The 26363-nt window shown below is 74.7% G+C and carries 19 protein-coding genes; 15 read left to right on the forward strand and 4 right to left on the reverse strand.

The annotated features are described in order from the left end of the window. Positions 1-231 precede the first annotated feature (231 nt). Together AC067J_RS23545 and AC067J_RS23550 are read right to left on the reverse strand one after the other, a co-directional pair. Positions 232-1857: an MFS transporter gene (locus AC067J_RS23545; protein ID WP_478302198.1), complete on the reverse strand. Its 1626-nt coding sequence runs from the start codon at positions 1855-1857 to the stop codon at positions 232-234. A 318-nt stretch (positions 1858-2175) separates the two neighbouring features. Next, the gene (locus AC067J_RS23550) at positions 2176-4875 is read right to left on the reverse strand and encodes an FUSC family protein (RefSeq protein ID WP_478302199.1); all 2700 of its coding nucleotides are present in this window, start codon (positions 4873-4875) and stop codon (positions 2176-2178) included. A gap of 330 nt (positions 4876-5205) precedes the next feature. On the opposite strand from AC067J_RS23550, the gene AC067J_RS23555 reads away from it, so the two are divergent. From AC067J_RS23555 to AC067J_RS23600, 10 genes are all read left to right on the forward strand, one after another. Further along, positions 5206-6162, forward strand: coding sequence for a GlxA family transcriptional regulator (locus tag AC067J_RS23555; protein WP_478302201.1), 957 nt, complete (start codon positions 5206-5208; stop codon positions 6160-6162). A gap of 240 nt (positions 6163-6402) precedes the next feature. Next, complete coding sequence (gene gap, locus AC067J_RS23560) at positions 6403-7401, forward strand: type I glyceraldehyde-3-phosphate dehydrogenase (RefSeq protein ID WP_478302202.1); 999 nt, start codon at positions 6403-6405, stop codon at positions 7399-7401. Between the two features lie 298 nt (positions 7402-7699). Next, the gene (locus tag AC067J_RS23565; RefSeq protein ID WP_478302204.1) at positions 7700-9280 is read left to right on the forward strand and encodes an MFS transporter; all 1581 of its coding nucleotides are present in this window, start codon (positions 7700-7702) and stop codon (positions 9278-9280) included. Positions 9281-9686: 406 nt separating this feature from the next. After that, positions 9687-10520 (forward strand): AfsA-related hotdog domain-containing protein, encoded by an 834-nt coding sequence (locus AC067J_RS23570; RefSeq protein WP_478302206.1) that lies wholly within the window; start codon positions 9687-9689, stop codon positions 10518-10520. 5 nt (positions 10521-10525) lie between these two features. Further along, positions 10526-11185 carry a methyltransferase family protein gene (locus tag AC067J_RS23575; protein ID WP_478302518.1) on the forward strand — a complete coding sequence of 220 codons (660 nt, stop codon included), beginning with the start codon at positions 10526-10528 and terminating at the stop codon, positions 11183-11185. Continuing rightward, positions 11182-11874: a nitroreductase family protein gene (locus AC067J_RS23580; protein WP_478302208.1), complete on the forward strand. Its 693-nt coding sequence runs from the start codon at positions 11182-11184 to the stop codon at positions 11872-11874. Before AC067J_RS23575 ends, AC067J_RS23580 begins: the two co-directional genes overlap by 4 nt. Continuing rightward, a complete protein-coding gene (locus AC067J_RS23585; RefSeq protein ID WP_478302210.1) occupies positions 11867-14893 on the forward strand; it encodes a PEP/pyruvate-binding domain-containing protein in 3027 nt (1008 codons plus the stop codon). Before AC067J_RS23580 ends, AC067J_RS23585 begins: the two co-directional genes overlap by 8 nt. After that, on the forward strand, positions 14886-16145 hold the full coding sequence (locus tag AC067J_RS23590) for a cytochrome P450 (RefSeq protein WP_478302212.1): 1260 nt from the start codon (positions 14886-14888) through the stop codon (positions 16143-16145). The genes AC067J_RS23585 and AC067J_RS23590 overlap by 8 nt, the downstream gene beginning before the upstream one ends. Beyond that, positions 16142-17038, forward strand: a complete 897-nt coding sequence (locus AC067J_RS23595; RefSeq protein ID WP_478302214.1) for a hypothetical protein — start codon at positions 16142-16144, stop codon at positions 17036-17038. Before AC067J_RS23590 ends, AC067J_RS23595 begins: the two co-directional genes overlap by 4 nt. Further along, a complete protein-coding gene (locus tag AC067J_RS23600) occupies positions 17035-18111 on the forward strand; it encodes a ketoacyl-ACP synthase III family protein (RefSeq protein ID WP_478302216.1) in 1077 nt (358 codons plus the stop codon). The genes AC067J_RS23595 and AC067J_RS23600 overlap by 4 nt, the downstream gene beginning before the upstream one ends. A 124-nt stretch (positions 18112-18235) precedes the next feature. On the opposite strand, the gene AC067J_RS23605 is transcribed toward AC067J_RS23600, so the two are convergent. Next, entirely contained in the window at positions 18236-18409 is a 174-nt protein-coding gene (locus AC067J_RS23605; RefSeq protein ID WP_478302218.1) for a hypothetical protein, read from the reverse strand. A gap of 373 nt (positions 18410-18782) precedes the next feature. After that, positions 18783-19445: a GntR family transcriptional regulator gene (locus AC067J_RS23610; RefSeq protein WP_478302220.1), complete on the reverse strand. Its 663-nt coding sequence runs from the start codon at positions 19443-19445 to the stop codon at positions 18783-18785. A gap of 106 nt (positions 19446-19551) precedes the next feature. Between AC067J_RS23610 and AC067J_RS23615 the strand changes: the two genes are divergently transcribed. From AC067J_RS23615 to AC067J_RS23635, 5 genes are read left to right on the forward strand one after another with little or no spacing between them, the layout of a single operon-like run. Further along, the gene (locus AC067J_RS23615; protein WP_478302222.1) at positions 19552-21522 is read left to right on the forward strand and encodes a beta-galactosidase; all 1971 of its coding nucleotides are present in this window, start codon (positions 19552-19554) and stop codon (positions 21520-21522) included. After that, a complete protein-coding gene (gene gcvPA, locus AC067J_RS23620) occupies positions 21519-22868 on the forward strand; it encodes an aminomethyl-transferring glycine dehydrogenase subunit GcvPA (RefSeq protein WP_478302224.1) in 1350 nt (449 codons plus the stop codon). Before AC067J_RS23615 ends, gcvPA begins: the two co-directional genes overlap by 4 nt. Beyond that, positions 22865-24421, forward strand: coding sequence for an aminomethyl-transferring glycine dehydrogenase subunit GcvPB (gcvPB, locus tag AC067J_RS23625; RefSeq protein WP_478302226.1), 1557 nt, complete (start codon positions 22865-22867; stop codon positions 24419-24421). Before gcvPA ends, gcvPB begins: the two co-directional genes overlap by 4 nt. Continuing rightward, positions 24418-25536: an ATP-NAD kinase family protein gene (locus tag AC067J_RS23630; RefSeq protein WP_478302228.1), complete on the forward strand. Its 1119-nt coding sequence runs from the start codon at positions 24418-24420 to the stop codon at positions 25534-25536. The genes gcvPB and AC067J_RS23630 overlap by 4 nt, the downstream gene beginning before the upstream one ends. Further along, the gene (locus AC067J_RS23635; protein WP_478302230.1) at positions 25533-26282 is read left to right on the forward strand and encodes an SDR family NAD(P)-dependent oxidoreductase; all 750 of its coding nucleotides are present in this window, start codon (positions 25533-25535) and stop codon (positions 26280-26282) included. The genes AC067J_RS23630 and AC067J_RS23635 overlap by 4 nt, the downstream gene beginning before the upstream one ends. Positions 26283-26363: the final 81 nt, after the last annotated feature.

Here is a 26363-nt window from a genome sequence, read left to right on the forward strand (position 1 = left end):
CTTGTCACTGTATTCCCACCGTGTCAAAAACCCACCCCCCCCCCGCACGCGCCCGCCCCCCCCCCCCCCGGGGCCGCCGTCCGGCTGCCGGCGCCGGCAGCCGGACGGCGGACCCGGGGGACGGACCGGACCCGAGACGCCGACCGCACGGACGAGCGGGCCGGGAGCACCCCCGGCCCGCTCTTCGCCGCCTTCCTCGCCCTTCCTCGCACCGGCCCTGGGCCGGCGGGGTCAGCGCGGGTCCGCGCCCCCGCGGGCGGCCGTGCGGTCGGGCGGGGCGGAGCCCGCGGTGACCCGGGTCCCGGGGTGCAGCAGCGCGCACACGAACCCGACGGCGAGGGCGGCCGCCATGCCGTACAGCACCGGCCCGTTCGCCTCCGCGTAGTCGTGCCGGATCGCGTCCACCAGCGCGCTCCCGACCCCGGTGGGGCCCTGCCCGCCGGAGCCGTGGCCGGTGACGCCGTCGGTCACCGTGCGGGCGACGTCCTTCGCGGTGTCCACCGGGACGCCGTTGGCCTCCAGGGTGTGCTGCACGTTCCTGCTGGTGCTGTGGAGCAGGACGGTGCCGAGCACGGCCAGGCCCAGACTCGCCGAGTAGTTGCGCACGGTCTGGGTGATCCCGGTGACCTCGCCGTACGAGGCGTCGATCGAGCGGTTGACGGCGTCCGTCGAGGCTGGCGTCAGCAGCAGTCCGATGCCCGCGCCCGCCAGCACGATGTACGGCCACTGCGCGTTGAGCGACAGGTCGGTGATCTTCGAGGCCCACAGCGCGAAGCCGACCGCCGACACCGCCGTGCCCAGCAGCATCGGCGGGCGCGCGCCGCGCCGGTCGAGCATCCGGCCGCCGATCTGGGAGCCGGGGGCGAAGCCGGCGAAGAAGACGAGCAGGTAGAGGCCGGCCTCGTTGGGGGACTGGTCCAGCGCCACCTGCGCGTAGACGGAGGCGAAGAAGAACACCGGGACGAACGCGATCATGGCGAAGAACAGCACGGCGTTGTCCGCAGCGAAGGCCCGGTCGGTGAAGACCCGCAGCTTGATCAGCGGGTGCTCGGTGCGGAGCTCGACCACGACGAACACGGCCAGCACCGCCAGTCCGCCGACGATGCACAGCCAGGTCGCCCAGCTGCCCCAGCCCCAGGCCGCGGCCTGCTGGAGCCCGAGCACGCTCAGGCCCATGCCGACGGCGACCAGGAGGGCGCCCGTCCAGTCGACCGGTTCGCGGCGCGGGGTGTTGCGGATGCGGGCCAGCACGGTCAGCACGACCGCGACGACGGCCACCGGCACGTTCACCCAGAAGATCGCCCGCCAGGTCCAGGAGGTCAGCCAGCCGCCGAGGAGCGGGCCGAGCGCCGTCAGACCCCCCGCCACGCCGAAGAACAGCGCCAGCGCCCGGCCGCGCCGCTCCACCGGGAACACCTCGACGACCACCGCGAGCGCCGCCGGGAACATCAGTGCCGCGCCGAGCCCCTGCACCGCGCGGAAGCAGATCAGCCAGGACTCCGCGGCGCCACCGGACGGCACCGCGCCGCACAGCGCGGAGGCGATCACGAAGGTCAGCGTGCCGATCAGCATCATCCGCTTGTGGCCGAGGACGTCGGCCAGCCGGCCGCCCAGGGCGAAGAACGCGGCGAGCGACAGCAGGTAGGCGTTGACCACCCACTGCATGCCGACGGCCGACAGGCCCAGTTCACGGATGATGTCGGGGGCGGCGATCGAGACGATCGTCTGGTCGATGAAGGTCATCGAGACCGCGAACAGCATGGCTGCGAGCGCGAGCCGCCGACTGGTCGCCGCAGGCGCGGGACCCTCCGGGGCGGGGTCGGGCCGCTGGCTCCCCACAGGCCGCTGGCTTCCCATCCGTGCCGTCCTTCCGTCTTCGGTGCTCGCCGGTGCTCGCCGGAGCGCACCGGCGCGGACCGCTGCGCGGGCGTGCCGGTGCGCGGGCCTGTCCGTGCTCGGGGGCCGCCCCCGGCCACCGACCTTGCCCGGGCCGCCCCCGGGGGCGGGGCTGCGCCGCGTCCGGGTGGTGGGGAAGTCATCCATGCGGCCGACCGGCGGCCCGGCCCGGGGCGGCCTGACCCAGGCCAGCCCGGCTCGGCTCGGGTCAGGCCCCCGGACGCCGACGTGACCGGCACGTGGGCGCAGCCGTGGTCACGGACTCCGGGCCCGCGCCGGTCAGGGCGTGCGGCGCCCCGTCGCCGCCGGTGGGTCCGCCGGTGGGTCCGACTCCGCCGGGTCCGCCGGTGGGTCCAGGTGCGCGAGGTCGTGGACCAGGCCGTCGAGCCAGGCCGCCACCTCGTACAGGAAGGGGCGGCGGCCGGGCGGCGGGGGCGGTGCGGACCGGGCGGCGGGCGATGCGGATGCCCCCGGCCCCGTCACCGCCCCCGTCACCGGCACCGGCCCGCGCCGCCGGTGCCCGCCCACCAGCCGGGCCGCCGCGGCCGTGTACGCGTCGGCGACGCGGTCGCCGGACCGCAGCAGCCACTCCCGCTCGGCCGCGTCCAGCCGGGGCCGGGGCTGTCGCTCCAGCAGACGGGTGCTGCCGCGCCGGGCGTGGTGGCCGGCGATCAGCACGGCCTGCCAGTCCGGTCCCGGCAGGTCGGCGGCCGGCCGAGGCTCGTCCTGGAACTGCGCGTAGGCCGACTCCACGACCGGCAGGGCGTGGGTGAGCGCCGCCGTCGGGTACCGGGCGGGGCGCGGGTCCGTCGACGGGGCGGCCGCGAGGGCCCCGGTGGTGGCCGACACCGCCCCCGCCACCGCGCCGAGCAGCACGGCCGCGTCCCGCGGCAGGACCGTCCGCGCGCCGTGCGGCCAGGCGAGCAAGCCGCACAGCAGACCGACGAGGCTGCCGGTGAGGACGTCGAGCAGGCGGATCTCCGCGAGCTGCCAGGTGGCGGGGGCGAGCTGGCCGAAGATCGCGGCGACGACGACGGTGAAAAGCGCCTGGGCCCAGCCGACCCCGAGCAGCGGCCCCAGGAAGAACGTGACGGCCATCAGCGGCGGCAGCAGCACCGCGTAGACGTCGCCGTGGTGGCCGACCACCGCCAGCATCGTCGCGGCGGCGGTCGCCCCGACCACGGTGCCGGTGAGTGCCAGGCGGATGGTCCGGCCGGTCTGGACGAAGGTGGTGCGGGTCAGGCTGAGCGCGGCCAGCATCGCCCAGAAGCCGTGCGGGAGCGAGACCGCACCCGCGACCGCGCGGGCCACCGCGAGGGCCAGGCTGATCCGCAGCGCGTTCTGGAAGTACACCGACCGGGGACTCACATGGCCGACGATCCGCCGCCAGTACAGCCTCCCGGTGCTCTGCCCGGCGTAGTCGAACGCCGGCCCGCCGACCCAGCCGGCGGCCACGGCGGCCCGGCCGCACACGGCCAGCCGGGCCGCGGCCGAGAGGACCACCGCGGCCTCGGCGGTCTCCGCGAGTGCGGCCCGGCGGCGCAGCGCGGCTGTCACGCCCGCCTTCGCCCGCCCGCCGGGGCCGCCGGCCCGGTCCGCACCCCCGGCGCCGACCGCACCGGCCACGTCGCCGCCTGCGTCGTCCGCCCGGTTCGAAGCCGGCGCCCCGTCCGGCCTGCCCGGGCTGGTCGTCTCGGCGGTGCCGTCCGGCTTGCCGCCTCTGTTTGTCCTGGCTGTCCCGGCTGTCTCGGCCGCGCTACCCGTCTCGGCGGTGCCACCTGGCCTGGCCGTCCGGGCCGTGTCGCCTGCGTCGTCCGCCCGGTTCGAAGCCGGCGCCCCGTCCGACTTTCCCGACTTTCTCGACCCGGCCGTCCCGGCCGTCCCGGCGGTGCCGCCTGAGCTGGCGGTCGGGTCCGTCTCACTCGCGCTGCCCACCTCGTCCGCCTCGCCCGCCCCGTCTGCTTCGTCCGCCCCGCGCGTCCGGTCCGCCTGGTCCGCCTGGTCCGCCTGGTCCACCGCGTCCGGTGATGCGCTCCGGAACTCCCGTAGCAGCCGTTCCAGACGGGGCGGGCCCGGCTCCTCACCGGTGGTCAGGAGCCGGGCCGTCCGTCCGGCGCTGTGTGCGACCTCCGTCAGCAGTCCGGCCTCGGACGCCGGTACGGACGCGGCGTCGGCCGGCGGCCTGGGGACGGCCGTCAGCCGGGAGAGCAGGGCACGGGCCGCCCACCCCGCGTGGGCCTGTGCGCGGTCGCGCAGACCGGGGCCGGCCGGGCGTTCGGCGGCGGGGACGTGCCGGGAGCGCAGCGACTCCCCGGCGTCGGCCGCGGCACGGGCCGACGCCCCGGAGAGCGGGGCCGGGCTCCGGGCCAGCGCGGTCGCGGTCCCGGCCGCGACCGTGGCGGCGTCCGCGGTGAGCAGCCGGTAGGGCCGGGCCCGCGGGTCGGGCAGCAGCAGGGCCTCGGCGGCGATGAGCAGCCCGAACCCGACCGCCGTCCCGGCGAGCCGGGCCGGCAACTCGTCCGGCGCGTACGGGGGGAAGCACGGGAGGATGTACATCAGCTGGAGTCCCGGGGCGGCGCCGGCGAGGCGGGGGCCGGCCACGGCGGCGAAGGCGAGGACGAAGCCGACGGCCAGCATGCCCGCGACGGCGGACCAGGTTCGGACCGCGAGCGCGGTGCCGGCGGCCACCAGCACCCAGGCGGCGGGCAGGACCCGCGCCAGTACGGCGGCCCGCTGGCGGCCGGTCCCGGGGATGCGGGACAGCGCGGCCATCGCCACCGAGGAGAACAGGGCGTAGAGCGCCGCGACCGGCTGATCGAGGCCGTAGAGGCAGACGAGGAACCCGGCGGACCCGGCCAGGGTGATCCGCAGTGCCCGCCGCCCGGTGGTGGCCGCCGTCCCGCTGCCGCCGCGCAGCCCGTCGGCGGCCTCGCGCACCGCCTGGACCGGGCCGCGGGGAGGAGGGGCGTTCTCGGGCATCGGTTGTCTGCACCTCGCATCGACTGCGGGCGACCCCGTCCCTTTCCATCCTGCCCACCTTCGGGCGCGGCGGCGAGCCTGCGGCGCGCAGGCCCCCGGCGCCCCCAGCTCCCTGGCTCCCCGATGCTCGGCCGGCCCGGGCGTACGTCGTGGTGCGTCCGCCCGGGGCGGGGCGCGGACCACCTGGGCCCGGCGCGGAGGGCGGACGCGGTACCCCTCCCGGACCCCGGAGTGCCGGGCGGCGGTGGCAGGATGCTTGCGTCCGCTGTCGTCCGGGTCACGGCAGCGCGCGGTACGCACGGCCGACCCCCGGGAAGCGAAGGAGGCCCCATGGGCCGCAGGAGCCACCACGTCGCCGTCCTCGTGTTGGAGGGGGCGAAGCCCCTGGACGTGGGAATCCCCGCGCAGGTCTTCTCCAGCCGGCCGAGCATGCCGTACACGGTGCGGGTCTGCGGTGCCGCCCCCGGGCTCGTGACCGGTGGCGACGGCCTCTCGTACCACGTGGCCGACGGTCTGGAGGCCGTGGCGGACGCCGACACCGTCTTCGTCCCCGGCTACCGGGACCCGGCGACCACGGAGCCGCCGCGGGCCGTCGTCGAGGCGCTGGTGACCGCCCACGAGCGCGGGGCCCGGCTGGCGGCCATCTCGACCGGGGCGTTCGCGCTGGCGGCCACGGGCCTGCTCGACGGCAAGAAGGCGACGACCCACTGGCACTACACGAAGGCCCTCGCCGAACGGCATCCGCGCGTCCGGGTCGACGAGAACGTGCTGTTCGTGGACGAGGGCGACGTGCTGACGTCGGCCGGCGCGGCGTCCGGTATCGACCTCTGCCTGCACCTGGTGCGGCGCGACCACGGTGTCGGGCTCTCCAACCACGTGGCGAGGCGTCTGGTGGCGGCGCCGTACCGCAGCGGCGGGCAGGCGCAGTACGTGCCGCGCAGCGTGCCCGAGCCGCTGGGCGACCTCTTCGCGAGCACCCGGGAGTGGGCGCTGGCCCACCTCGCCGAACCGCTGACCCTGGACGCGCTCGCCCGCAACGCTCGGGTGTCGGCGCGCACGTTCTCGCGGCGCTTCGTGGAGGACACCGGCTACACGCCGATGCAGTGGGTGCTGCGGGCCCGCCTGGACACGGCCCGCGAGCTGCTCGAACGCACGGACCTGGGGGTGGAGCAGATCGCGGACCGGGTCGGGCTCGGCACGGGGGCGAACCTGCGGCTGCACTTCCACCGCGTCCTCGGCACCTCGCCCACGGAGTACCGCCACACCTTCGCGGCCCGAACGCCCTGACGCGCCCTGACACCGCGCCCTGACACCGGGCCTGACACCTGGCCCGACACCGCGCCGCGCCGCGCCGCACCGGCGCCCCCGGAGCCGGGGCCAGCTGCGCCCTGGCACGGGATGGCGGGATCCTTGCGGGCGCTGGCGAGGATCGTGGCGGGATACTTGCGCACGGTGTCGATCAGGCCCCTGTCCGGCCCGCTCCCCGGCTCCGATCATGGAGGGGCAACGGAACGAAAGGGAGCCGCAATGACCCGCATCGCCATCAACGGTTTCGGCCGCATCGGACGCAACACCCTCCGTGCGCTGCTGGGGCGCGGCAGCGACCTCGAAGTGGTCGCCGTCAACGACCTCACCGCGCCCGCCTCGCTCGCCCACCTGCTCAAGTACGACAGCGCGCTCGGCCGCTTCGACCGCTCGGTCGCGGTCGACGGGAACGACCTCGTGGTCGACGGCCACCGCATCAAGGTGCTCGCGGAGCGCGACCCCGCCGCCCTGCCGTGGGCCGAGCTCGGCGTGGACATCGTGCTGGAGGCCACCGGCCGGTTCACCGCGGCGGACGCCGCCCGTGCGCACATCGAGGCCGGCGCCCGGCGGGTCCTGGTGAGCGCCCCGTCCGACGGGGCCGACGTCACGCTCGCCTACGGCGTCAACACCGACGACTACGACCCGGCCGAGCACGTGATCGTCTCGAACGCCTCGTGCACCACCAACGCCCTCGCCCCGCTGGCGCAGGTGCTGGACGAGCTGGCCGGCATCGAGCACGGCTTCATGACGACCGTGCACGCCTACACCCAGGAGCAGAACCTCCAGGACGGCCCGCACCGCGACCTGCGGCGCGCCCGCGCCGCCGGCGTGAACATCGTGCCCACCACCACCGGGGCGGCCAAGGCCATCGGCCTCGTCCTGCCGAACCTCGACGGCAAGCTCTCGGGCGACTCGATCCGCGTGCCGGTCCCGGTCGGCTCGATCGTGGAGCTGAACACCACGGTCTCCCGGGAGGTCACCCTCGACGAGGTGCTGGCCGCCTACCGGGACGCCGCCGACGGCAGGCTCAAGGGGATCCTCGACTACGCCGACGAGCCGCTGGTCTCGGGGGACATCACGGGCGAGCCCGCGTCCGCGATCTTCGACGCGGCACTCACCCGGGTCGACGGCAGGCACGTCAAGGTCGTCGCCTGGTACGACAACGAGTGGGGCTTCTCCAACCGCGTCGTCGACTCGCTGGAGCTCCTCGCCCGCGCCTGAGCCGCGGCTCGGCCAGCTCCCGTAGCCGGCCCCTGGCCGCCCCCGGCCCCGACCAGGCCCCGGCCCCGGCCCCGGCCCTGACCTCCCGACCCGGCCCCGGCCCCGACCTCCCGACCCGGCCCCGAACCGGCCCGACCCGCCCCCGTCCCCGGCCCCCGCTGAGCCCGCCCTCCCCGCGCGCCACCTGTGGGCCGTTCAGGGGATGCGCGGCGCGTGGTGCCGGGGCCGGTGTCGGCCGGGCCCGGATAGTGGCTTGGTCCGTCCGGCACGGGGCCGGGCAGAGGAGGGGAGCGGACGCATGGCCGAGACGTCCGAGACGTCCGAGACGCCCGGGGGATCGAACGGCGGGCACGCCCCGCAGCGGTGGACCGCCATGACCGGCATGTGCGTCGCCGCCGGCATGGTCTGGCTGTCGTTCGCGGATTTCGGGGTCGCCGTCCCGACGATCTCGGACGAGCTTTCGGTCTCGCTCCCCGCGCTGCAGTGGGCCAACAACGCCTTCAGCCTCGCCACCGGTGCCCTGGTGCTCGCGGCCGGGAAGCTGGGCGACGTGTTCGGGCGCAAGCGCATGCTGGAGATCGGCCTGGTCGTGATGGGCGCGTTCTCGCTGCTGACCGCGTTCACGCCGGGGGTGGAGGGGATGATCGCCGGCCGGGCCGCGATGGGCGTCGGTGCGGCGCTGATCCTGCCCGCCACGCTGGCGCTGATCCCGCCGATGTTCCCCGTGAGCGAGCAGGCGCGCGCGTTCGGGGCCTGGATGGCGGTGGCCTGGGTCGGCCAGGCCGCGGGGCCGGCCGTCGGCGGGGTGCTGACGGGCCTGCTCGGCTGGCGCTCGACGTTCTGGATCAACGCGCCGCTGGCGGTGGTCGGTTGGTGGCTGGTGCGCCGGGCGGCCGTGGAGTCGACCGACCCGAACGCCGGCCGGCACATCGACCTGGTGGGCCTGGTGGTCAGCGCCGCGGCCGCGTTCTGCCTGCTCTACGGGTGCACGGCCGGGCAGGAGGACGGGTTCGACGACCCGGTGATCATCGGTCTGCTGGTCGGGTCGGTCGTCCTGGCCGTGCTGTTCGTGCTGATCGAGCGGCGGGTCGCGGATCCGCTGCTCGACCTCCGGCTGTTCTCCTCGCGGCCGTTCTGCGGGGCGCTGGTGGCCAACTCCGTGATGAACATCGTCTTCGCCGGTGTCAGCTTCCTGCTCACCCTCTACCTCCAGGAGGTCCGCGGGTACGGCCCCGTCACGGCGGGCCTGTTGCTGCTGCCCTCCACGGTGACGATCCTGCTGTTCAATCCGTTCGGAGGACGCGTGGCGGCGCGGCGCGGGCCACGGCTTCCGGTGGTCCTCGGCCTGTACCTGCTGGGGGCCGGCACGCTGGTGGCGGCGGTGCTCGGCCACACGTACCACTACGCGATCCTGGCCGCCGGGCTGCTGGTGCTCGGTGCGGGCCTGGGGCTGATGTCGGTCCCGCTGTCCGACACCGCGGTGGCCGGCCCGCCCGAGGAACTGGCCGGGACGGCCTCGGGGATGTTCAAGGTCACCAGCATGCTGGGCGGTGCCTTCGGTGTGGCGGCGACGGTGGCGGTCCAGCAGGCCGTGGAGACCAACCAGGCGATCAGCCGGGCGCGGGCGGCCGGGCTCTCCGAGGCCGATGCCGAGCAACTGGGCAACGCCGTCACGGACTCCAAGCTCGCCTCCCAGATCCTCGCCTCGGTCGACCAGGCCACCGCGCAGGCGATCACCGCCGCGTTCCGCGACGTCCAGGCGGTCGGCACCGGCCGGGCGATCGGTCTGTCGGGTCTGCTCGCGGTCGCGGCGGCGCTGGTCCTGCCCTGGCTGTGGCGGCAGAGGCCGAAGCACAAGGCGTCCGCTCCGCAACGGTGACGGAGCCGGTCCGGGCGGACTCACACCGGATCGCGGCGGATCGCGGCGGATTGGGACGGATCACACCGGATCACGGCGGATCGCGCCGACCGAATCGTTGAAATGACAACCAGCCGCGGCTTATTCGGAATAAGGGACTTCCATTTTCTGTGCGCACGTCAGGGGTGTGGCCGCGCGGGCATTTCGCGACTGCGGAAAGCCGTGCGAGTACGTACCCGACGAGCCCTGACGGATCCTCAGAATTGTGTCAGTATCGGACATTTACCGGCTTGTACCTGCCGAATGCCGTAGGAATTTCCGATAGTCCCTTGATCGGGCAACTGTACGATGGCTAGCGTCAACCTCCGTGAAATCGTTAGCACCAAGCGCCTCACCGGTAACTGCCGAAACAGCGGAGCGCCTCGCCATGCCGGTCTTCGGCGCGAGCGGGGCCGTCGTCCCGTTGCACGTGGACGAGGACGACCGCTGCTTCTTCGACCACCCGCTCGACCACGTACCCGGCATGCTGCTGGTGGCGGCACTGCTAGACCTGGTCCGGGTGCAGGCCCGGGAGCAGGTGGACGAGGGTTTCGGGCGGCTCCGGATCTCGCTGACCTTCGACCGGATATGCGAGCGGGGAAAGCCGGTCCTGCTGCACTGCGATCCGGTTCCCGCCGATGACGGACCGGCCTGGCGGCTGCGGGCCGAACAGGACGGCGGCACCGTCTGCCAGGCGGTCGTCGGTCTCGTCCGCGCCGCCGCCCCCGCCGGGCGGCCCACCGGCGGCGGGCCGGCCCGGCAGGGCCGCCCCCTTCCCGCCGACCTTCCCGCCGACGCCGACCTGGTGCACCGGAGCCTCCCCGAGAACATCCTGCTGGGCGCCGTCGTGCGCACCGAGCGGGCCGCCGTCCTCGTGCCGCCCGCCGGGCACCGGCTGCAGGGCGAGACGGAAGGCCTGCACACCCCCGACGCGCTGATCGAGTCCGCGCGCCAGATGGCCACCCTGCTCGGGCACACCGCGCACGGGCGCGACCCGGACGCCCAGATGCTGTGGCTCAGCCTCGACGCCGACATCCCGACCGACCTGCCGACGTCCGTCCCGCTCGCGCTGCAGTGGGAGTTCGGCCCCGCCCGCGGTGCGCGGGCCGCCTACCCGATGGTCCTGGTGGACGCCGGGAGCGGCGAGCCCCACGGCCGGATCGAGATCGTGGTCCACTCCCTGGACCGCGCCCGCTACGAGAGGCGGAGGGCCGCCAAGTGAGCACCATGAAGCCCCTTGCCGGACACGGCCCCTCGCTGGCCGTCCAGGCACCCCGACTGCTCTTCGTCTGCGCGGTGGCCGCGGTCACCACCGGAATGGTGGTCCACCTGCGCCACCTCGACGACACGGTGGACCTGGTCGCCGCCGTCCTCGCCGCCTGCTACCTGGCCTGGCTCGCGGTCGAGATCCCCGTCACCTTCCGCAAGTCCACGGCCCCGCCCAGCGAGTCGGCGACCCTGCTGCTCTACGCCGCCGCCCGGATCGCGACCGCCTCCGTCGCCGTACTGGGCCCGGTGCCGTGGGACGGCTGGTCGTGGGCACTGCTCGTGCCGGCCGTGGTCTTCGTCGGCGGGGTCGTCCTGCGCCAGGTGGCGATCCACACGCTGGGCCGGTTCTACTCGCACCACGTGATGCGCCAGCAGGACCACCAGATCGTCACCTACGGCCTCTACCGGTTCATCCGGCACCCCGCCTACGCGGGGATGCTGCTGGCGCACGTCGGGTTCGTCGGCTACTTCCTGAACCCCGTCAGCGCCGTGCTGCTGCTCCTGCTCGCCGCCGCGATCACCTGGCGGATCCGCACCGAGGAACGGATGCTCATGAACATCCCCGGCTACGGCGCGTACGCGGCCGGCCACGCCCGACTGGTCCCGGGGCTCTGGTGACCGCGCCCACGGACCTGCGAGAGGGCAGGCTGCTGCTGTCGCCCGACGAACTGCTCACCACCACCCGCACGGTCCGCCGGCGGCTGGACCTCACGCGCCCGCTCGACCTCGCGGTCGTCAAGGAGTGCGTCGAGGTCGCCCTGCAGGCGCCGAACGGCGGCAACACCCAGCACTGGCACTGGCTCGTCGTCACCGACCCGGAGCTGCGCGCCCGGATCGCCGCCGTCTACCGCCGGGTCTTCGAGGCCCGCTACCCGGCCGGCGGAGCCCCCGCCACCACACCGGAGGAGGAGGCGACCGCCCGGATGGTGGCCAGCGGCCGCCACCTGGCCAGGCACCTGCACGAGGTGCCGGTGCTGGTGATCCCGTGCCTGCGGCTGCGGGACAGCCGGTTCCCGGCCGGCAGCCAGGCCGGCCTGTGGGGATCACTGCTGCCGGCGGCCTGGAGCTACATGCTCGCCGCCCGCGCCCGTGGACTGGGCACCGCCTGGACCACCGCGCACCTGGACGCCGAGCAGGAGGTCGCGGACCTCCTCGGCCTCCCCGCGGACGTGCGCCAGGGAGCCCTGATCCCGACCGCGCACGTCCTGGGAGAGGGCTTCCGCCCGGCGCCGCGCCGGGCCGTGGAGAGCGTGCTCCACCTGGACGGCTGGGCGGGCCGAGGACGGGACGGTGGGTCGGATGACTGACCTCGTGGTCACCGCGGCGGCGGACGGCGACGTGCTCGCCGACGCCGCCTCGGTGGGCAACAAGTTCGCGCGTCAGGAACTGCTGCGCCGCGCGGGCTTCCGCGTGCCGGAGTTCTTCTGCCTGACCGCGGCCGCGTTCGACCGAGCCCTGGACGAGGTCCGGCCGCTCCTGCCGGACCTCCCGCAGGACACCGACGACGAGTCGGCGGTCGTCGACTGGTGCGCCGCCGCCCACAAGACCCTGACCGACTCGGTCCTGCCGACCGGCCTCGCCGAGCGGATCGGGGCGGAGTTCACCTCCCTGGTCGGGGCGGACGGCCTGGTCGCGGTGCGCGCCTGCGTGGTCCCCGCCACCGCCGACGGCTCCGGGCCCGACGCGGGCAGCGCCACCGCCGACGGCTCCGGGCCCGACGCGGGCAGCGCCACCGCCGACGGCTCCGGGCCCGACGCCATCGGCGAGGACAGCGCCGTCGACCCGTTCGCCGGGATGAGCGACAGCTTCCTGTACGTCGACCGGGCCGGGCTCGCGGACGCCGTCCTGCGGTGCTGGGCGTCCGCCTTCAACCCGCAGGCCGTGCGCTACCGCGCCTTCCGGGGCCTCGACCCGACCCGGGCCCGCGTCGCGGTCGGCATCCAGCGCATGGTGCTCGGCACCCGTTCCTTCGTCGCGTTCACCCGCGACCCCCGGGACGGCTCCCGCCGCCACCTGATCGCGGCCGCGCACGGCATCGGCGAGGGCGTCGTCCAGGAGAAGGCCGACGTCGACCACTTCTTCCACGACCCCGCCACCGGCCGGGTGACCGCGCAGACCGTGCGCAAGCGCTGGTCGATGGGCCTTCCGGAGGACGCCGTCGCCGGCGCGCCGGTCCTGCTGGCCGTGCCGGCCGACCTCGCCGACCCGCCGGTCCTGGACGACGAGGAGGCCCGTACGGTGGCCGAACTCGCCGCCCGGGTGGAGGAGTTGTTCGGCGCCCCGCAGGACATCGAGGGCACCATCACCCCCGACGGCGTCATTCACCTCGTCCAGGCCCGCCCGCTGGTTACCGCCCCCGTGCCGCACCCGGCCGCCGCGCCGGACGGCACCCGGCCCACCGTGTACTGGGGCAACCACAACATCACCGAGAGCTTCCCCGGGGTGTCCGGCGCGCTCACCTACTCGCAGTCCCGCGAGTTCTACCGCCGCTCCTTCGGCGACCTCTACCGGCGGATGGGCGTCCCCGCTCGCCGTCTGCGGGAGAACGCGCACCGGCTCACCCGGATGGTCGGCTACCTGGAGGGCCAGGTCTACTACCGGCTCGACGACTGGCACGAACTGCACGGCCAGATGCCGATGTTCGAGATCGTGCGCGGCCTCTGGGAGCAGGGCATGGGGATCACGGGCCCGGCCCGCGGCACCCGGCGCTGGTCCCGGGCCCGGATGGCGGCGTCGGTGCCGGGGCTGCTGTGGCGCACCGCCGTCCACCCCCGGGGGGTGAACCGCTTCCTCCACTGGTGGGACCGGCAGATGGAAGAGGCGAACGCCGTAGGCGACACCCCCGACGAGCTGATCGCGCTCCACCGGCGGATCTGGGAACGCGCCGAGCGGAAGTGGGGCGTCACCCTGGTCAACGCCCTGATCGCGCTGCTCGTCCTGCGCTCCGGCACCACACTGCTGCGCCGGTGGACCGGCCTGGGCCCGCAGTCCTTCGTGGCCCTGCTCGTCGGCGGCAAGGAGAACCGGTCACTGGAGGCCGTCCGCGCGGCCATGGCCCTGGGCGAACTGGTCGGCACGATCCCCGAACTGCGCCGCGCCGTCGTCGAGGACGACGATCCGCGGCAGGTGTGGGCGGACCTGACCGCCGGCCGCTACGGGCAGCCCGTCGCGGACGCCGCCCGGGCGTACGTCACCCGCTACGGCGACCGCGCCCTGCACGACCTGAAGCTGGAGGAACCCACGCCCCGTCAGCGGCCGTGGACCGTCGTGCCGCTGATCCGGCCGCTGGTCCGCCAGGGCGCGACCGTCGAGGCGAACCGGGCGGAGGAGCGGGCCGCCGCCGAGCGGGCCCGCGCGAGCCTGCGGGAGGCCTGCCCCCATCCGGTGCGCCGCGCCGTGCTCCTCGCACACGCGGCACTGGCCCGGGACCTGGTGCGGATCCGCGAGGACACCCGGTTCTGCCGCACCCAGCTCTTCGGGATCTCACGGGACGTGATGTGGCGCCTGGGGGCGGAACTCGCCCGCACCGGCGTACTGGACGACCAGCTGGACGTGGCGGACCTGACCGTGGAGGAGGTCATCGGCGCCTTCGACGGCACCGGGACCGTCTCCGACCTGCGCGCCCTCGCCGCGCTGCGCCGGGCCGAGCGCCTGCGCTGGGCGCAGTCCGAGCAGCGCCCCAGTCTCCTGGGCGTGCCCGGCGACGTGCCGCTCGTCCGGGCGCTCCCGTACGCCGTGCCCGTCGGGGGCGGCGCCGAGCGGGACGGCCAGGTGCTGCGGGGGATCGGTTCCAGCGGCGGTGTGGTCCGCGGCCGCGCCAGGGTGGTGCTCGACCCCGGCGACGGCGCCGACGTCGCCGACGGACAGATCCTGGTCGCCCGGGAGACCGACCCGGGCTGGCTGTTCCTGATGATGTCCGCCAAGGGCCTGGTGGTCGAACGCGGCACGCTGCTGTCGCACACCGCGATCACCGGCCGCCTGCTCGGCGTCCCGACGGTGGTCGCCGTCCCGGAGGCCACCAAGGCGATCCCCGACGGGGCCTGGATCGAGATCGACGGGAGCGCCGGAACGGTCCGGCTGCTTCCGGAACCGCCGCAGCCGGCGCAGCCGAGCGAGCCGGCCGCCGGGGCCGATGCGACCGCCGGGGCCGAGCCGACCGCCGGGGCCGAGCCGAGTGCCGGCGCGGACACACCCGCGAAGGCCTCGCACCCCGCGGAGCCCTCGCACCCCGCGGAGCCCTCGCACCCCGCGGAGCCCGCGGAGCCCGCGCACCCCGAGAAGGCCGCAGGGGCCGAGAAGCCCGAGGGAGCCGAGAAGGATGACTGACCCCGCCCGCTTCCCCTTCCCCGCCGACGCAGGAGTCTGCCCGGCAACCGAGTACCACGAGCTGCTGGCCGCCGGCGTGCCCCACCCGGTCCGGCTCTCCAGCGGCCGCCCGGCCCTGGTGATCACCCGGCACGACGACGTGGCCGCCGTCCTCAACGACGACCGCTTCAGCCGGGCCCGCTACGGGGCGCTCGCCCGACCGCTGCTGGCCCGCAAGGCCGAGTCCCTCCTGCTGGCCACCGCCGACCCGCCGGACCACACCCGCCGGCGGCGCTCGATCCTGCCCGACTTCACCGCGCGGCGCGTCCGGCAGCTGCGGCCCCGGCTGGAGGAACTCGCCGACCGGCTGCTGGACGACCTGACCGCAGGCGCCGACCACGGCGTGTCGGACCTGGTCAACGGCTACACCGTGCCGTTCGCGATGCAGGTGATCTGCGAGATCCTCGGCATCCCGTTCGGCGACAGCGCCCTGCTGCGCCGCGAGGTCGACATCCTGATGTCCACCTCCGGCCACTCCCCGGAGGAGGTCGCCGCGGCGCAGGCCCGGATGGACGACTACTTCGCGGCGCTCATCGCCGAGAAGCAGCGCGCCGCGGAACGCGGCGAGCCGGCCGGGGACCTGCTCACCAGGATGGTCACCCGGCCCGACGAGGACCCCGACCTGAGGCTCTCGCCGAAGGAGGTCCTCGCCCTCGGCTCCGGAATGCTGATGGCGGGCTACGAGACCACCGGCAACTCGTTCGCGATGTGCGTCCTGCTGCTCCTCGGGCACCCCGGCCTCGCCGAGCGGCTGCGAGCGGAGCCCGGACGCATACCCGCCGCGATCGAGGAGATGCTCCGCTGGAGCTCGCTCAACAACACCGGCGGCGCGCCCCACCTGGTCACCGAGGACACCGAACTCGGCGGCTGCCCGGTCCGGGCCGGCGAGATCGTGGTGCCGGTCACGGCCGCCGCCAACCGGGACCCGGCGGTGTTCAAGGACCCCGACACCTTCGACCCGGACCGCCCGGACGTCGCCGGCCACCTGGCGTTCGGCCACGGCCGGCACCTGTGCCCGGGAGCCGAACTCGCCCGCGCCGAACTGCAGATCGGCATGGCCGCGCTGCTGCGCCGGTTCGAGGTGCTGGAACCGGCCGTCCCGGAGAGCGAGCTGGACTGGCGCCGCACGATGTTCATCAACGGAGTCTGGGAGCTGCCCGTCCGCTGGTCGCTCAGCCCGGCCCGGCCGCCGCGGACGGGGCAGCCGGCGTGATCCGTCGTCTCGGCCTCTTCGTCCGGGGCAGCTTCCCGCTGCCGCTGTCCCTGGTGTTCGGCGTCGCGTGGGCGGTGGGTGTGACGGGGCTGTACGCCGCCGCCGACCCCCGCGCCCACCACTGGCGGCCCGGGTGGGGCACCGTCCTCGCGGCGGTCACCGTCGTCGTCGACCTGCTGCTGCTGCGGGCCGCCGACGACCTGCGCGACCTGCCGTACGACCGGCGGCACAACCCGGGCCGCCCGCTGGCGCGCGGCGCGGTGCTGCCCCGGGACCTGGCCGTGCTCCTGGGCGCGGGCGCGGTCGCCCTGCTGCTCCTCAACACCGGGAACCGGCCCGCGCAACTGCTGCTCGCCGCGCAGTTCGCGTACCTCGCCGTCCTGGTGGGGGCGGAGCTGCGGTTCGGCTGGCCGCCCGGGGACGCGGTGGTGCTCAGCGTGCTGCTGAGCGCGCCGGTCCAGATCCTGCTCAACCTGTACCTGTACGCGGTGTTCCTCGGTGACACCGGCCTGGGCGCGGACCGGCACGCGGTGGCGGTGCTGGCCGTCGTGATGCTCGCGGCCACCCACCACGAGCTGGCCCGCAAGCTCGTCCGGGCCCCCGCCGCCCAGGAACGCACCTACGTCCACGCCTTCGGGCTCCGCGCCGCCACCGCGCTGACGGTGGGGTTCGCCGCGGCGTCCACGGTGGTGGCGCTGGCCGTGCTGCGCCCGTGGACGGCGGGATCCGGGGCCTGGGGGTGGCTGGTGCTCCTCCCGGTGCTGGTGGTCGCCCGGGCGGCCTGGAGCTTCGTCCGGGGCGGGGCTCCGCGCTGGCCGCTGCGCGCCGTGGTCGGCTACCTGCCGGCCGCCTTCACCTGTTACCTACTGATCGGCATGGGGGTCACGTCGTGAGGACGGAGAACCTGTTCATCGCGGGGCTGGGCTCCTGGATCCCGGGGTTCGTGCCGGTGGCGGAGGCCGTCCGGCGCGGCTGGTACGACGCGGAGCGGGCACGGGCCGAGGGCTGGACGAGCGTGGCGGTCGCCGGGGACGTGTCGGCGCCCGAACTCGCTGCCGGGGCCGGCGTCGAGGCCCTCAAGCGCTCGGGCCTCGACGCCGACCGGATCTCGCTGGTCCTCCACGTCGGCACCTTCCACCAGGGGCCCGACGGCTGGTACGCCGCGAACCACGTGCAGGACAAGGTGGTCGGCACGGCCGTGCCGTCGATCGGCCTGGACCAGGGCTGCACGGGGATGCTGGACGCGCTCCACCTCGCCCACGGCCACCTGGCGGTGGACTCCGGCGCGGGGGCGGTCCTGGTGACGGCGGCCGACAACTTCGGGCTCCCGCTGGCCGACCGTTGGAACTACGCCGACGGGTGGGCCGCTGGCCGGGGCTCGGTCCTCGGCGACGCCGGCACCGCGGCGGTGCTCACCACGGAGGGCGGGCCGCTGCGGATCCGTTCGCTGGCGCTGTCCTCCCTCTCCAAGTGGGAGAACCTCTACCGGGGGGAGGAACCGATGTTCCCGCCCGCGGTGGCCCTCGGCGCCGCGGGGTCGATGGGGCGGCGGATGGCGGCCCACGCCGACCGCGCGGACCGGGACGGCCTCCACGACGCCGACGGGGGCGTGCGGCGGGCCGTCGCCCGTGACCTCGTGCGGGCACGTACGGCACTGGCCCGGCAGGTACTGGAGGAGGCGGGCATCGGCCCGGCGGACGTCACCCGGGTCACCCACGTGTTCTCCGGCCACCCCCGTTACGTGGAGACCCTGCTGGAGCCGCTGGGGATCGCCACCGAACGCGGCATGCTCGACCTCGGCCGCGTCCACGGCCACCTGGGCGCGAGCGACCAGTTCCTCTCCCTCGCCCGCCTCGTGGAGACCGGGGCGGTGTCCCCGGGCGACCACGTCCTGATGATGGGGAACGGCGCCGGGATCTCGCTGGCGTGCGCGGTGGTCGAGGTCCTGGAGAACCCCGGCTGGTGAGGGAGGGGCGCCGTCGGCGCCGGGCCCTGCTACGGGGCCGGCGCGTCGACGGCGCCCCTTTCCCCGAGTACCGGCGCCCCTTTCCCCGAGTACCGGGGCGGCCCGGGAACGGCCCGAGGGGCCGTCACACCGGTTCGGGCCCGTGGTCGTCGACGGTCCGGGTGAGGCAGGCCGGTGCGGCGGACGCCGCGGCGGCCTGGGCGATCCGCACGACGAACAGCGAGACGGCGGCGGTCAGGGCCAGCAGCAGCGCGACGGCCGACAGGGCGAGCGCGGTGCGAAGGCGTGAACTGGTCAAAGGGGGGGCTCCGTGCGGTCGGGGCGAGGCCGGCCTCGCGAGGTGTCCGGGCGGCCGTCCCTGCTGGTCCGGCCCTTCCTGCCCCCTGAGAGCCCGCCGGGGCTCCGAACCGTTGCCCGTGGAACCTGCCGCCCGTGGACCCCCTCGTGAACCCCGTCGCCCGTTGACCCGTTGACGCTTGGAGCCGTTGACCGGTGGACCCGCGTCCTGCGGCTCGACTCCCTCCGGCGGCGCGGGCAGGCCGGGGGAGGTCAGCGCGGTTCAGCCGCATCGAGCGTGAGGCCGTGGCCGGTGCGCTTCCCCCCGCCCTTTTCCACGGCGTCCCGCGCCATATGACGCACCGTCAGGTGACGGGACATCAGATGACGGGACGTCACACCGCGCTCTCCTGCCGGTCCGGCGGGATGTGGGTGAGCATGCGCTCCATGCCGCCCACCCAGTTGGCCCGGAGGGCCTGGATGGCGCCGGGGAGGTCCTCGTCGAGGAGTCTTCGGGCGATCTCGCAGTGCTCCTCGGATTCGCGGGCGACCGGCTGGTCCTCGGCGACGACGAGGTTCTCGTAGCGGCGCATGCCGGCCTTGATGCGGGTGAGGAGGTCGAGCAGCCGTTCGTTGGGGCAGCCGCTGAGCAGGAGGCCGTGCCACTCGTCGTCGCGCCGGTCGACGGTGGCGTGTTCCGCGACGGGGTCGGGGAACTCCTGGGCCATTTCCAGGAGTCGGGGAGCTATGGCCCGTAGGTGATCGGGGTCGGACGACTCCAGTGCGAGGGACTCCAGCGCGGCGACGATCGCGACGAGTTCGCGGAACTCGGTGCGGCTGACGGGGGCGAAGCGGAAGCCCCGGCCCTGGCTGCTCTCCAGGACCCCCTCGCCGGCCAGGGTGATCAGCGCCTCGCGCAGGGGCGTCCGGCTGACGCCGAGTTCGGCCGCCAGGACGGCTTCGTTGACGTCGGTGCCGGGGGCGAACTCGCCGCGGGTGAGACGTTCCATCAGCTCGTCGCGGATCTGTTCGCGCAGCGGGCGGCGCTCGATCGCCATCGGGGTCCCCAATCTCCGGATCTCATCGTAGCCCTTGACCGAGTGCAGAGTACTGCACTATGCATTCTGAATACAAAATGCGGTCAGGGGCGACGAGAGGTGCGGCATGGGTCTGACGCGGGTGCCCGGGCTGTTGTACGGCGGCGACTACAACCCCGAGCAGTGGCCCGAGGAGGTGTGGGAGCAGGACGTCCGGCTGATGGCCGAGGCCGGCGTGAACGTCGTGACCGTCGCGGTGTTCTCCTGGTCGCGCCTGGAGTCCGCGCCCGGGGTCTTCGACTTCGGCTGGCTGGACCGGGTCCTGGACCTGCTCCACGCCCACGGGATCGCGGTGGACCTCGCCACCGCCACGGCGACACCGCCGCCGTGGCTGGTGCGGGAGCACCCCGAGGTGCAGCCCGTCGACGCGGGCGGGACCAGGCTGGAGTTCGGCTCCCGCCAGGGCTACTGCCCCTCCTCCCCGGTGTACCGGGAGGGCACCGAGCGCCTGGCCCGTGCGATGGCGGAGCGCTACGGGCAGCACCCGGCGCTGGTGATGTGGCACGTCGGCAACGAGTACGGCGACCACACCGTGGAGTGCTTCTGCGAGGAGTCGGCGCGCGACTTCCGCCGCTGGCTCACCGCCCGCTACGGGAGCCCGGAGGCGCTCAACGCCGCCTGGGGGACGTCCTGCTGGGGCCAGCACTACACGGCGTGGGCCCAGGTCGAACCGCCCCGGAAGGCGCCCGGCCCGGTCAACCCGGCCCAGGTCCTGGACTGGCGGCGGTTCTCCAGCGACGCGTTGCTCGCCTGCTTCGAGGCCGAGCGCCGGGTGCTCAAGGAGATCACCCCGGACGTCCCCGTGACGACGAACTTCATGAGCATCCTGCACCACCTCGACTACTGGAAGTGGGCCGCGGCCGAGGACGTCGTCAGCGACGACGCCTACCCCGACCCGGCCGACCCGGCGGCGCACGTGAAGGCCGCGCTCAGCTACGACCTGATGCGGTCGCTGAAGCAGCAGCCGTGGCTGCTCCTGGAGTCGGCGCCGAGCGCGGTGAGCTGGCGGGAGGTGAACGTCCCCAAGGAACCGGGCGTGATGCGCCTGCACAGTCTGCAGGCGGTGGCCCACGGCTCGGACGGGGTCATGTTCTTCCAGTGGCGCCAGGCCGCCTACGGGCCGGAGAAGTTCCACTCGGCGATGCTCCCGCACGGCGGGACGGACACCCGGCAGTGGCGCGAGACCCTCGCGCTGGGAGCCGACGTGCGGCGGCTGGCCGAGGTCGCGGGCAGCACGACGCGGGCCGAGGTGGCGCTGGTGCTGGACTGGGACAGCTGGTGGGGCCTGGAGGCACCGGAGTCGCTGCCGTCGAACCGGCTCCGGCTGCACGCGCTCCTCCTCTCCTGGTACGCGCCGCTGCACGCCCGCGGCATCGCCGTCGACCTCGCGCCCCCGGACCGCGACCTCTCCTCGTACAAGGTCGTCGTCGTCCCGAACCTCTACCTGTGCACCGCGGAGCAGGCCGCGAACCTCGCCGCCTTCCCGGGCCGGCTGGTCGTCGGCCCGTTCAGCGGGGTCGTCGACGCCGCCGACCAGGTCCACGAGGGCGGTGCGCCCGGGCCGCTGCGGGAGCTGCTGGGCGTGCGCGTCGAGGAGTTCTGGCCGGTCCCCGACGGCCGGACCCAGGACGTGGTGACGCGGGACGGCACCCGGCTGACGGTCCGGACCTGGAGCGAGTGGCTGGCCGTCGACGACGCACAGGTCGTGGCGCGCTACGAGGGCGGCCCGCTGGACGGGCGCGCCGCGGTCACCCGGCGGGGCGCCGTCACCTACCTCGGCTGCCTGCCCGACGACCCGGCGCCGCTGCTGGACGAGGTGCTCGCCGCCGCCGGCGTCGTCGGGACCGACCTCCCGGAAGGCGTCGAGGCCTGCCGCCGCGGCGACTTCCTGTTCCTGCTCAACCACGGGGCCGCCGCGGCCACCGTGCCCCTGCCCACCGCCGGTACCGACCTGCTGACCGGTCGTCCCCTGCACGGCCACGTGCTGCTCGCGCCCCGCGACGCCGTGGTCCTGAAGCCCGAGGAGTGTTGTCCGTGACCCATCCCTACATCCCCAACGCGGGGCCCGAGGCCCGGGCGGCGATGCTCGCCGAGATCGGGGCCGGCGCCGTCGACGAGTTCTACGGCGACATCCCCGCCGACCTCCGACTGGACCGCCCCCTCGACCTGCCCGCCCCGTTCGCGGACGAGCAGGGCCTGGTGCGGCACATGCGCGGCCTGCTCGCCCGCAACACCGACACCACCGAGGCGCTGAGCTTCCTCGGGCACGGCTGCTACCCGCACCACGTCCCGGCGGTGTGCGACGAGGTGAACGGGCGCAGCGAGTTCCTGACCGCCTACGCGGGGGAGCCGTACGAGGACCACGGCCGCTTCCAGGCGCTCTTCGAGTACGTCTCGATGATGGCCGAGCTGCTGGAGATGGACGTCGTCAACGTGCCGACCTACGACGGCTTCCAGGCCGCGGGGACGGCGCTGCGGATGGCCGCGCGCTACACGGGGCGCGGCCGGGTGCTGGTCAGTGGCGCGGTCGCCGCCGACAAGCTCGCCAAGATCCGCGACTACCTGGCCCCGGACGTCGAGGTGGTGCTCGCCCCGGTGGCCGGCTCGGGGGAGACGGGGGAGGTCCGCCTGGACGACACCTTCGCCGCGCTCTACCTGGAGACGCCCAACGTCTACGGCGTGATCGAGACGCGCGGGCGCGAGCTGGCCGACCTGGCGCACGGCGTCGGCGCCCTCCTGGTGGTGGGGACGGACCCGGTCTCGCTCGGCGTGCTCGCGCCGCCCGCGACCTACGGGGCCGACCTGGTGTGCGGGGACATCCAGTCGCTGGGCATGCACCAGCAGTACGGCGGCGGCCAGGCCGGGTTCATCGCGAGCCGCGACGAGGAGCGCCTGGTCGCGGAGTTCCCCTCCCGCCTGTTCGGCATCGCGCCGACCGCCGTCGAGGGCGAGTACGGCTTCGGCGACGTCTACTACGACCGGACGTCCTTCGCGCTGCGCGAGGAGGGCAAGGAGTGGGTGGGCACGGCCGCCGCCCTGTGGGGCATCACGGCCGGCGTCTACCTCGCGCTCATGGGCCCGCAGGGGATGCGGGAGCTCGGCGAGACGGTCCTCGCCCGGACCAGGTACGCCATGGAGGCCCTCGCCTCGGCCGGCGCCGCGGTCCGGCACCGCGAGGCCTTCCACTTCCGCGAGTTCGCCGTCGAGGTGCCGGACGCCGACGGGCTGCTCGCGGCGCTGCGGAGCCGGGGCATCTTCGGCGGGGTGCGCCTGGGCCCCGGGGAGGTCCTGGTGTGCGTCACCGAGCGGCACTCGATCGCCGACATCGACACCCTCGCGGCGGCCGTCAAGGACGCCCTGTCAGCCCTCGGAGGCACCAAGTGAGTTCGCACGGAGAATCGTTCGCCACCCTGCCGGTCGCTCCCAAGCCCGCCCTGCGCCGCTTCCACCAGGCCCGCTGGGACGAGGAGGTCATCTTCGAGCTGTCCCGGCCGGGGCGGCGCGGGGTGGGCGTGCCGGCTCCGGACGCGCCGCCGGTCGTCCTGCCCGAGGGGGTCGGGCGCCGTACGCCGCCCGCGCTGCCGGAGCTGTCGCAGAACCAGGTGGTCCGCCACTACCTGCGGCTCTCGCAGGAGACGCTCGGCGCCGACCTGAACATCGACGTCGGCCAGGGCACCTGCACGATGAAGTACAGCCCGAAGGTCAACGACACCTTCGTGCGCGACGCGAAGATCGCCGAGCTGCACCCGCTGCAGCCCGAGGACTCCGTGCAGGGCGTGCTGGAGATCTACTGGCGGCTGGAGCAGATCCTCAAGGAGATCTCCGGCATGGCGAGGGTCTCGCTGCAGCCCGGCGCGGGCTCGGCGGCGATCTACGCGAACATCGCGATGATCCGCGCGTACCACGCCTCCCGGGGGGAGGGCGGGCAGCGCGACCAGGTCATCACCACGATGTTCTCGCACCCCTCGAACGCGGCGTGCGCGAAGGTCGCCGGCTACGAGGTCGTCACGCTGATGCCGGACGCCGAGGGCCTCCCGGACATCGAGGCGCTGCGGGCGGCCGTCGGTCCGCGGACCGCGGCGCTGATGATCACCAACCCGGAGGACACCGGGATCTTCAACCCGAGGATCCGCGAGTTCGTCGACCTGGTCCACGGGGCGGGCGGTCTGGCCTGCTACGACCAGGCGAACGCCAACGGGATCCTGGGGATCACCCGGGCCCGTGACGCCGGGTTCGACCTGTGCCACTTCAACCTGCACAAGACCTTCTCGACGCCGCACGCCTGCGGCGGTCCGGCGGCGGGGGCGTGCGGGGTCTCCGAGGCGCTGGTGCCGTTCCTGCCCGGCCCGGTCGTCGACCGGGACGGCGCGGCCTACACGCTGGCCACGCCGGAGCGGTCGGTGGGCAAGATCCGGCCGTTCCTCGGGGTCACCCCGAACGTGGTCCGCGCCTACGCGTGGGTGATGGCGCTCGGCGCGGAGGGGCTGCGGGAGGTCGCGGAGACGGCCGTCCTCAACAACAACTACCTGATGCACAAGGTCCTGCGGATCCCCGGCGCCTCCGTCCCGTGGGCGGACCGGCGGCGGGTGGAGCAGGTCCGCTACTCCTGGCAGGACCTCGCGGAGGAGACCGGGGTGCACTCGGAGGAGATCGGGGTCCGCGCCTCCGACTTCGGCGTCCACTACTGGACCAGCCACCACCCCTACGTCGTCCCCGAGCCCTTCACCCTGGAGCCGACGGAGTCCTACTCCCGCGAGGACCTGGACGAGTACGCCGCGATCCTCGCCCACGTGGCCTCCGAGGCCCGGGAGGACCCGGAGTTCGTGAGGAACGCGCCCTACAACCAGACCGTCCACCGGATCGACGCGACCTCGCTGGACGACCCGGCCCAGTGGTCGCCGAGCTGGCGGGCCTACTGCCGCAAGCACCGCCGGTGATCGTCGGCCTGGTGGTGAACCCGGTGGCGGGCCTCGGCGGTCCGGTGGCCCTCAAGGGCAGCGACGGCCCGGAGGTCCAGGCCAGGGCGCTCGCCCTGGGTTCGGTCCCGCGGGCGGGGGAGCGGGCGGCGGTCGCGCTGACGGCGCTGCGCCGGCGGCGCCCGGGTGTCCTGGTGCGCACCGTGGCGGGGGCGATGGGCGAGGACAGCGCCGTCGCGGCGGGGGTCCCGTACGAGGTCGCCCACCGGCCCCGGCCGGCCGCGGGCGCCGGGGCCGCCACCACCGGGGCGGCGGACACCCGTGCGGCGGTGGCGGCGCTCGCCGGCGTGGACCTGCTGCTGTTCGCGGGTGGGGACGGCACGGCGCGGGACGTGCTGGACGCCGGGCCCCGGGGGCCGGTGCTCGGAGTCCCGGCCGGGGTGAAGGTGTACTCCGGCTGCTTCGCGGTCAGCCCGTCCGCGGCGGGCGCGACGGCCTCGGCCTTCGACGGGACGACGCTCGACGCGGAGGTCGTCGACCTGGACGAGGACGCGTACCGGTCGGGGCGGGTCGGGGCCCGGCTGTACGGGACGCTGCGGGTGCCGGCGGCCAGGGCGCGGCTCAGCGGCCGCAAGAGCGGCTCGTCGGGCGCGGCGCCGGGGTCGGCGGAGTCGATCGCGCGGGAGGTCGTGGCGTCGATGGTGCCCGGCGCGGCCTACGCGCTGGGACCCGGTGCGACGACGCTCGCGGTGGGCCGGGCGCTGGGCCTGGAGCTGACCCCGCTGGGGGTCGACGTGGTCCGGGACGGCGTCCTGCTCGCCTCCGACGTCACCGAGCGGACTCTTCATGCCCTTGCCATGTCACAGGTCACACATGGTGTGCTGTCCGTCATCGGCGGGCAGGGCTTCGTGATCGGCCGTGGCAACCAGCAGTTCAGCCCGCGGGTGCTGGACGCGCTCGCCGGGATCGTCGTGCTGGCCACCCAGCAGAAGCTCGCCGCCCTCGGCGGGCGGCCGCTGCTCGTGGACAGCGGGGACGCCGCGGCCGACGCGGCGTTCGGCGGGCACGCCCGGGTGGTCACCGGGTACCGCGAGTCAGTGATGTACCGCATCCAGTCAGCGAGTGAGGATCTATGAACACGTTGCAGAACAAGGTCGCCGTCGTCACCGGTGGCGCGTCGGGCATCGGCCGTGCCACCGCGCGGCTGTTCGCCGCCGAGGGGGCGGCCGTGGTCGTCGCCGACGTGGCGGACGCCTCCGACGTGGTCCGCGAGATCGAGGCGGCCGGCGGACGCGCCGTGTCGGTGCGGGCCGACGTCTCGTCCGAGGTGGACTGCGAGCAGGTCGTGAACGTCGCCGTCCAGCGGTTCGGCGGACTGCACGTCCTGTTCAACAACGCGGGGATCATCCGCCGCCAGACGGCGCTGGAGATCTCCGTGGACGACTGGGACCGGGTGATGGCGGTCAACGTCAGGTCGGTGTACCTGATGTGCCGCTTCGCGATCCCGGCGATGACCCAGGGCGGCTCGATCGTCAACACCGGCTCCGGATGGGGCCTGAAGGGCGGCGGCAACGCGCTGTCCTACTGCGCCTCCAAGGCCGCGGTCGTCAACATGACGCGCGCCCTCGCCATCGACCACGCGGCGGCCGGGATCCGGGTCAACTCGGTCAACCCCGGCGACACCATGACGTCCATGCTCCGCGACGAGGCGCGCCAGCTCCAGGTGGAGTGGTCGGCCTTCGAGAAGGACGCCGCCGACCGGCCGATGGGCCGGGCCGGCTCGCCGGAGGAGATCGCGAGCGCCGTGCTGTTCCTCGCGGGCGACGCGAGCAGCTACATCACCGGCTCCGCCCTCGTCGTCGACGGCGGCGGCCTCGCCTGACCCCCGCTCCACCCCGCTCCACCCCGCGCCACCCGCGTGCAGCACCCCGCCCCACCCACCCGCTCCACCCACCCCCCTGTC

This window comes from Kitasatospora sp. NPDC042419 (genome assembly GCF_056437345.1).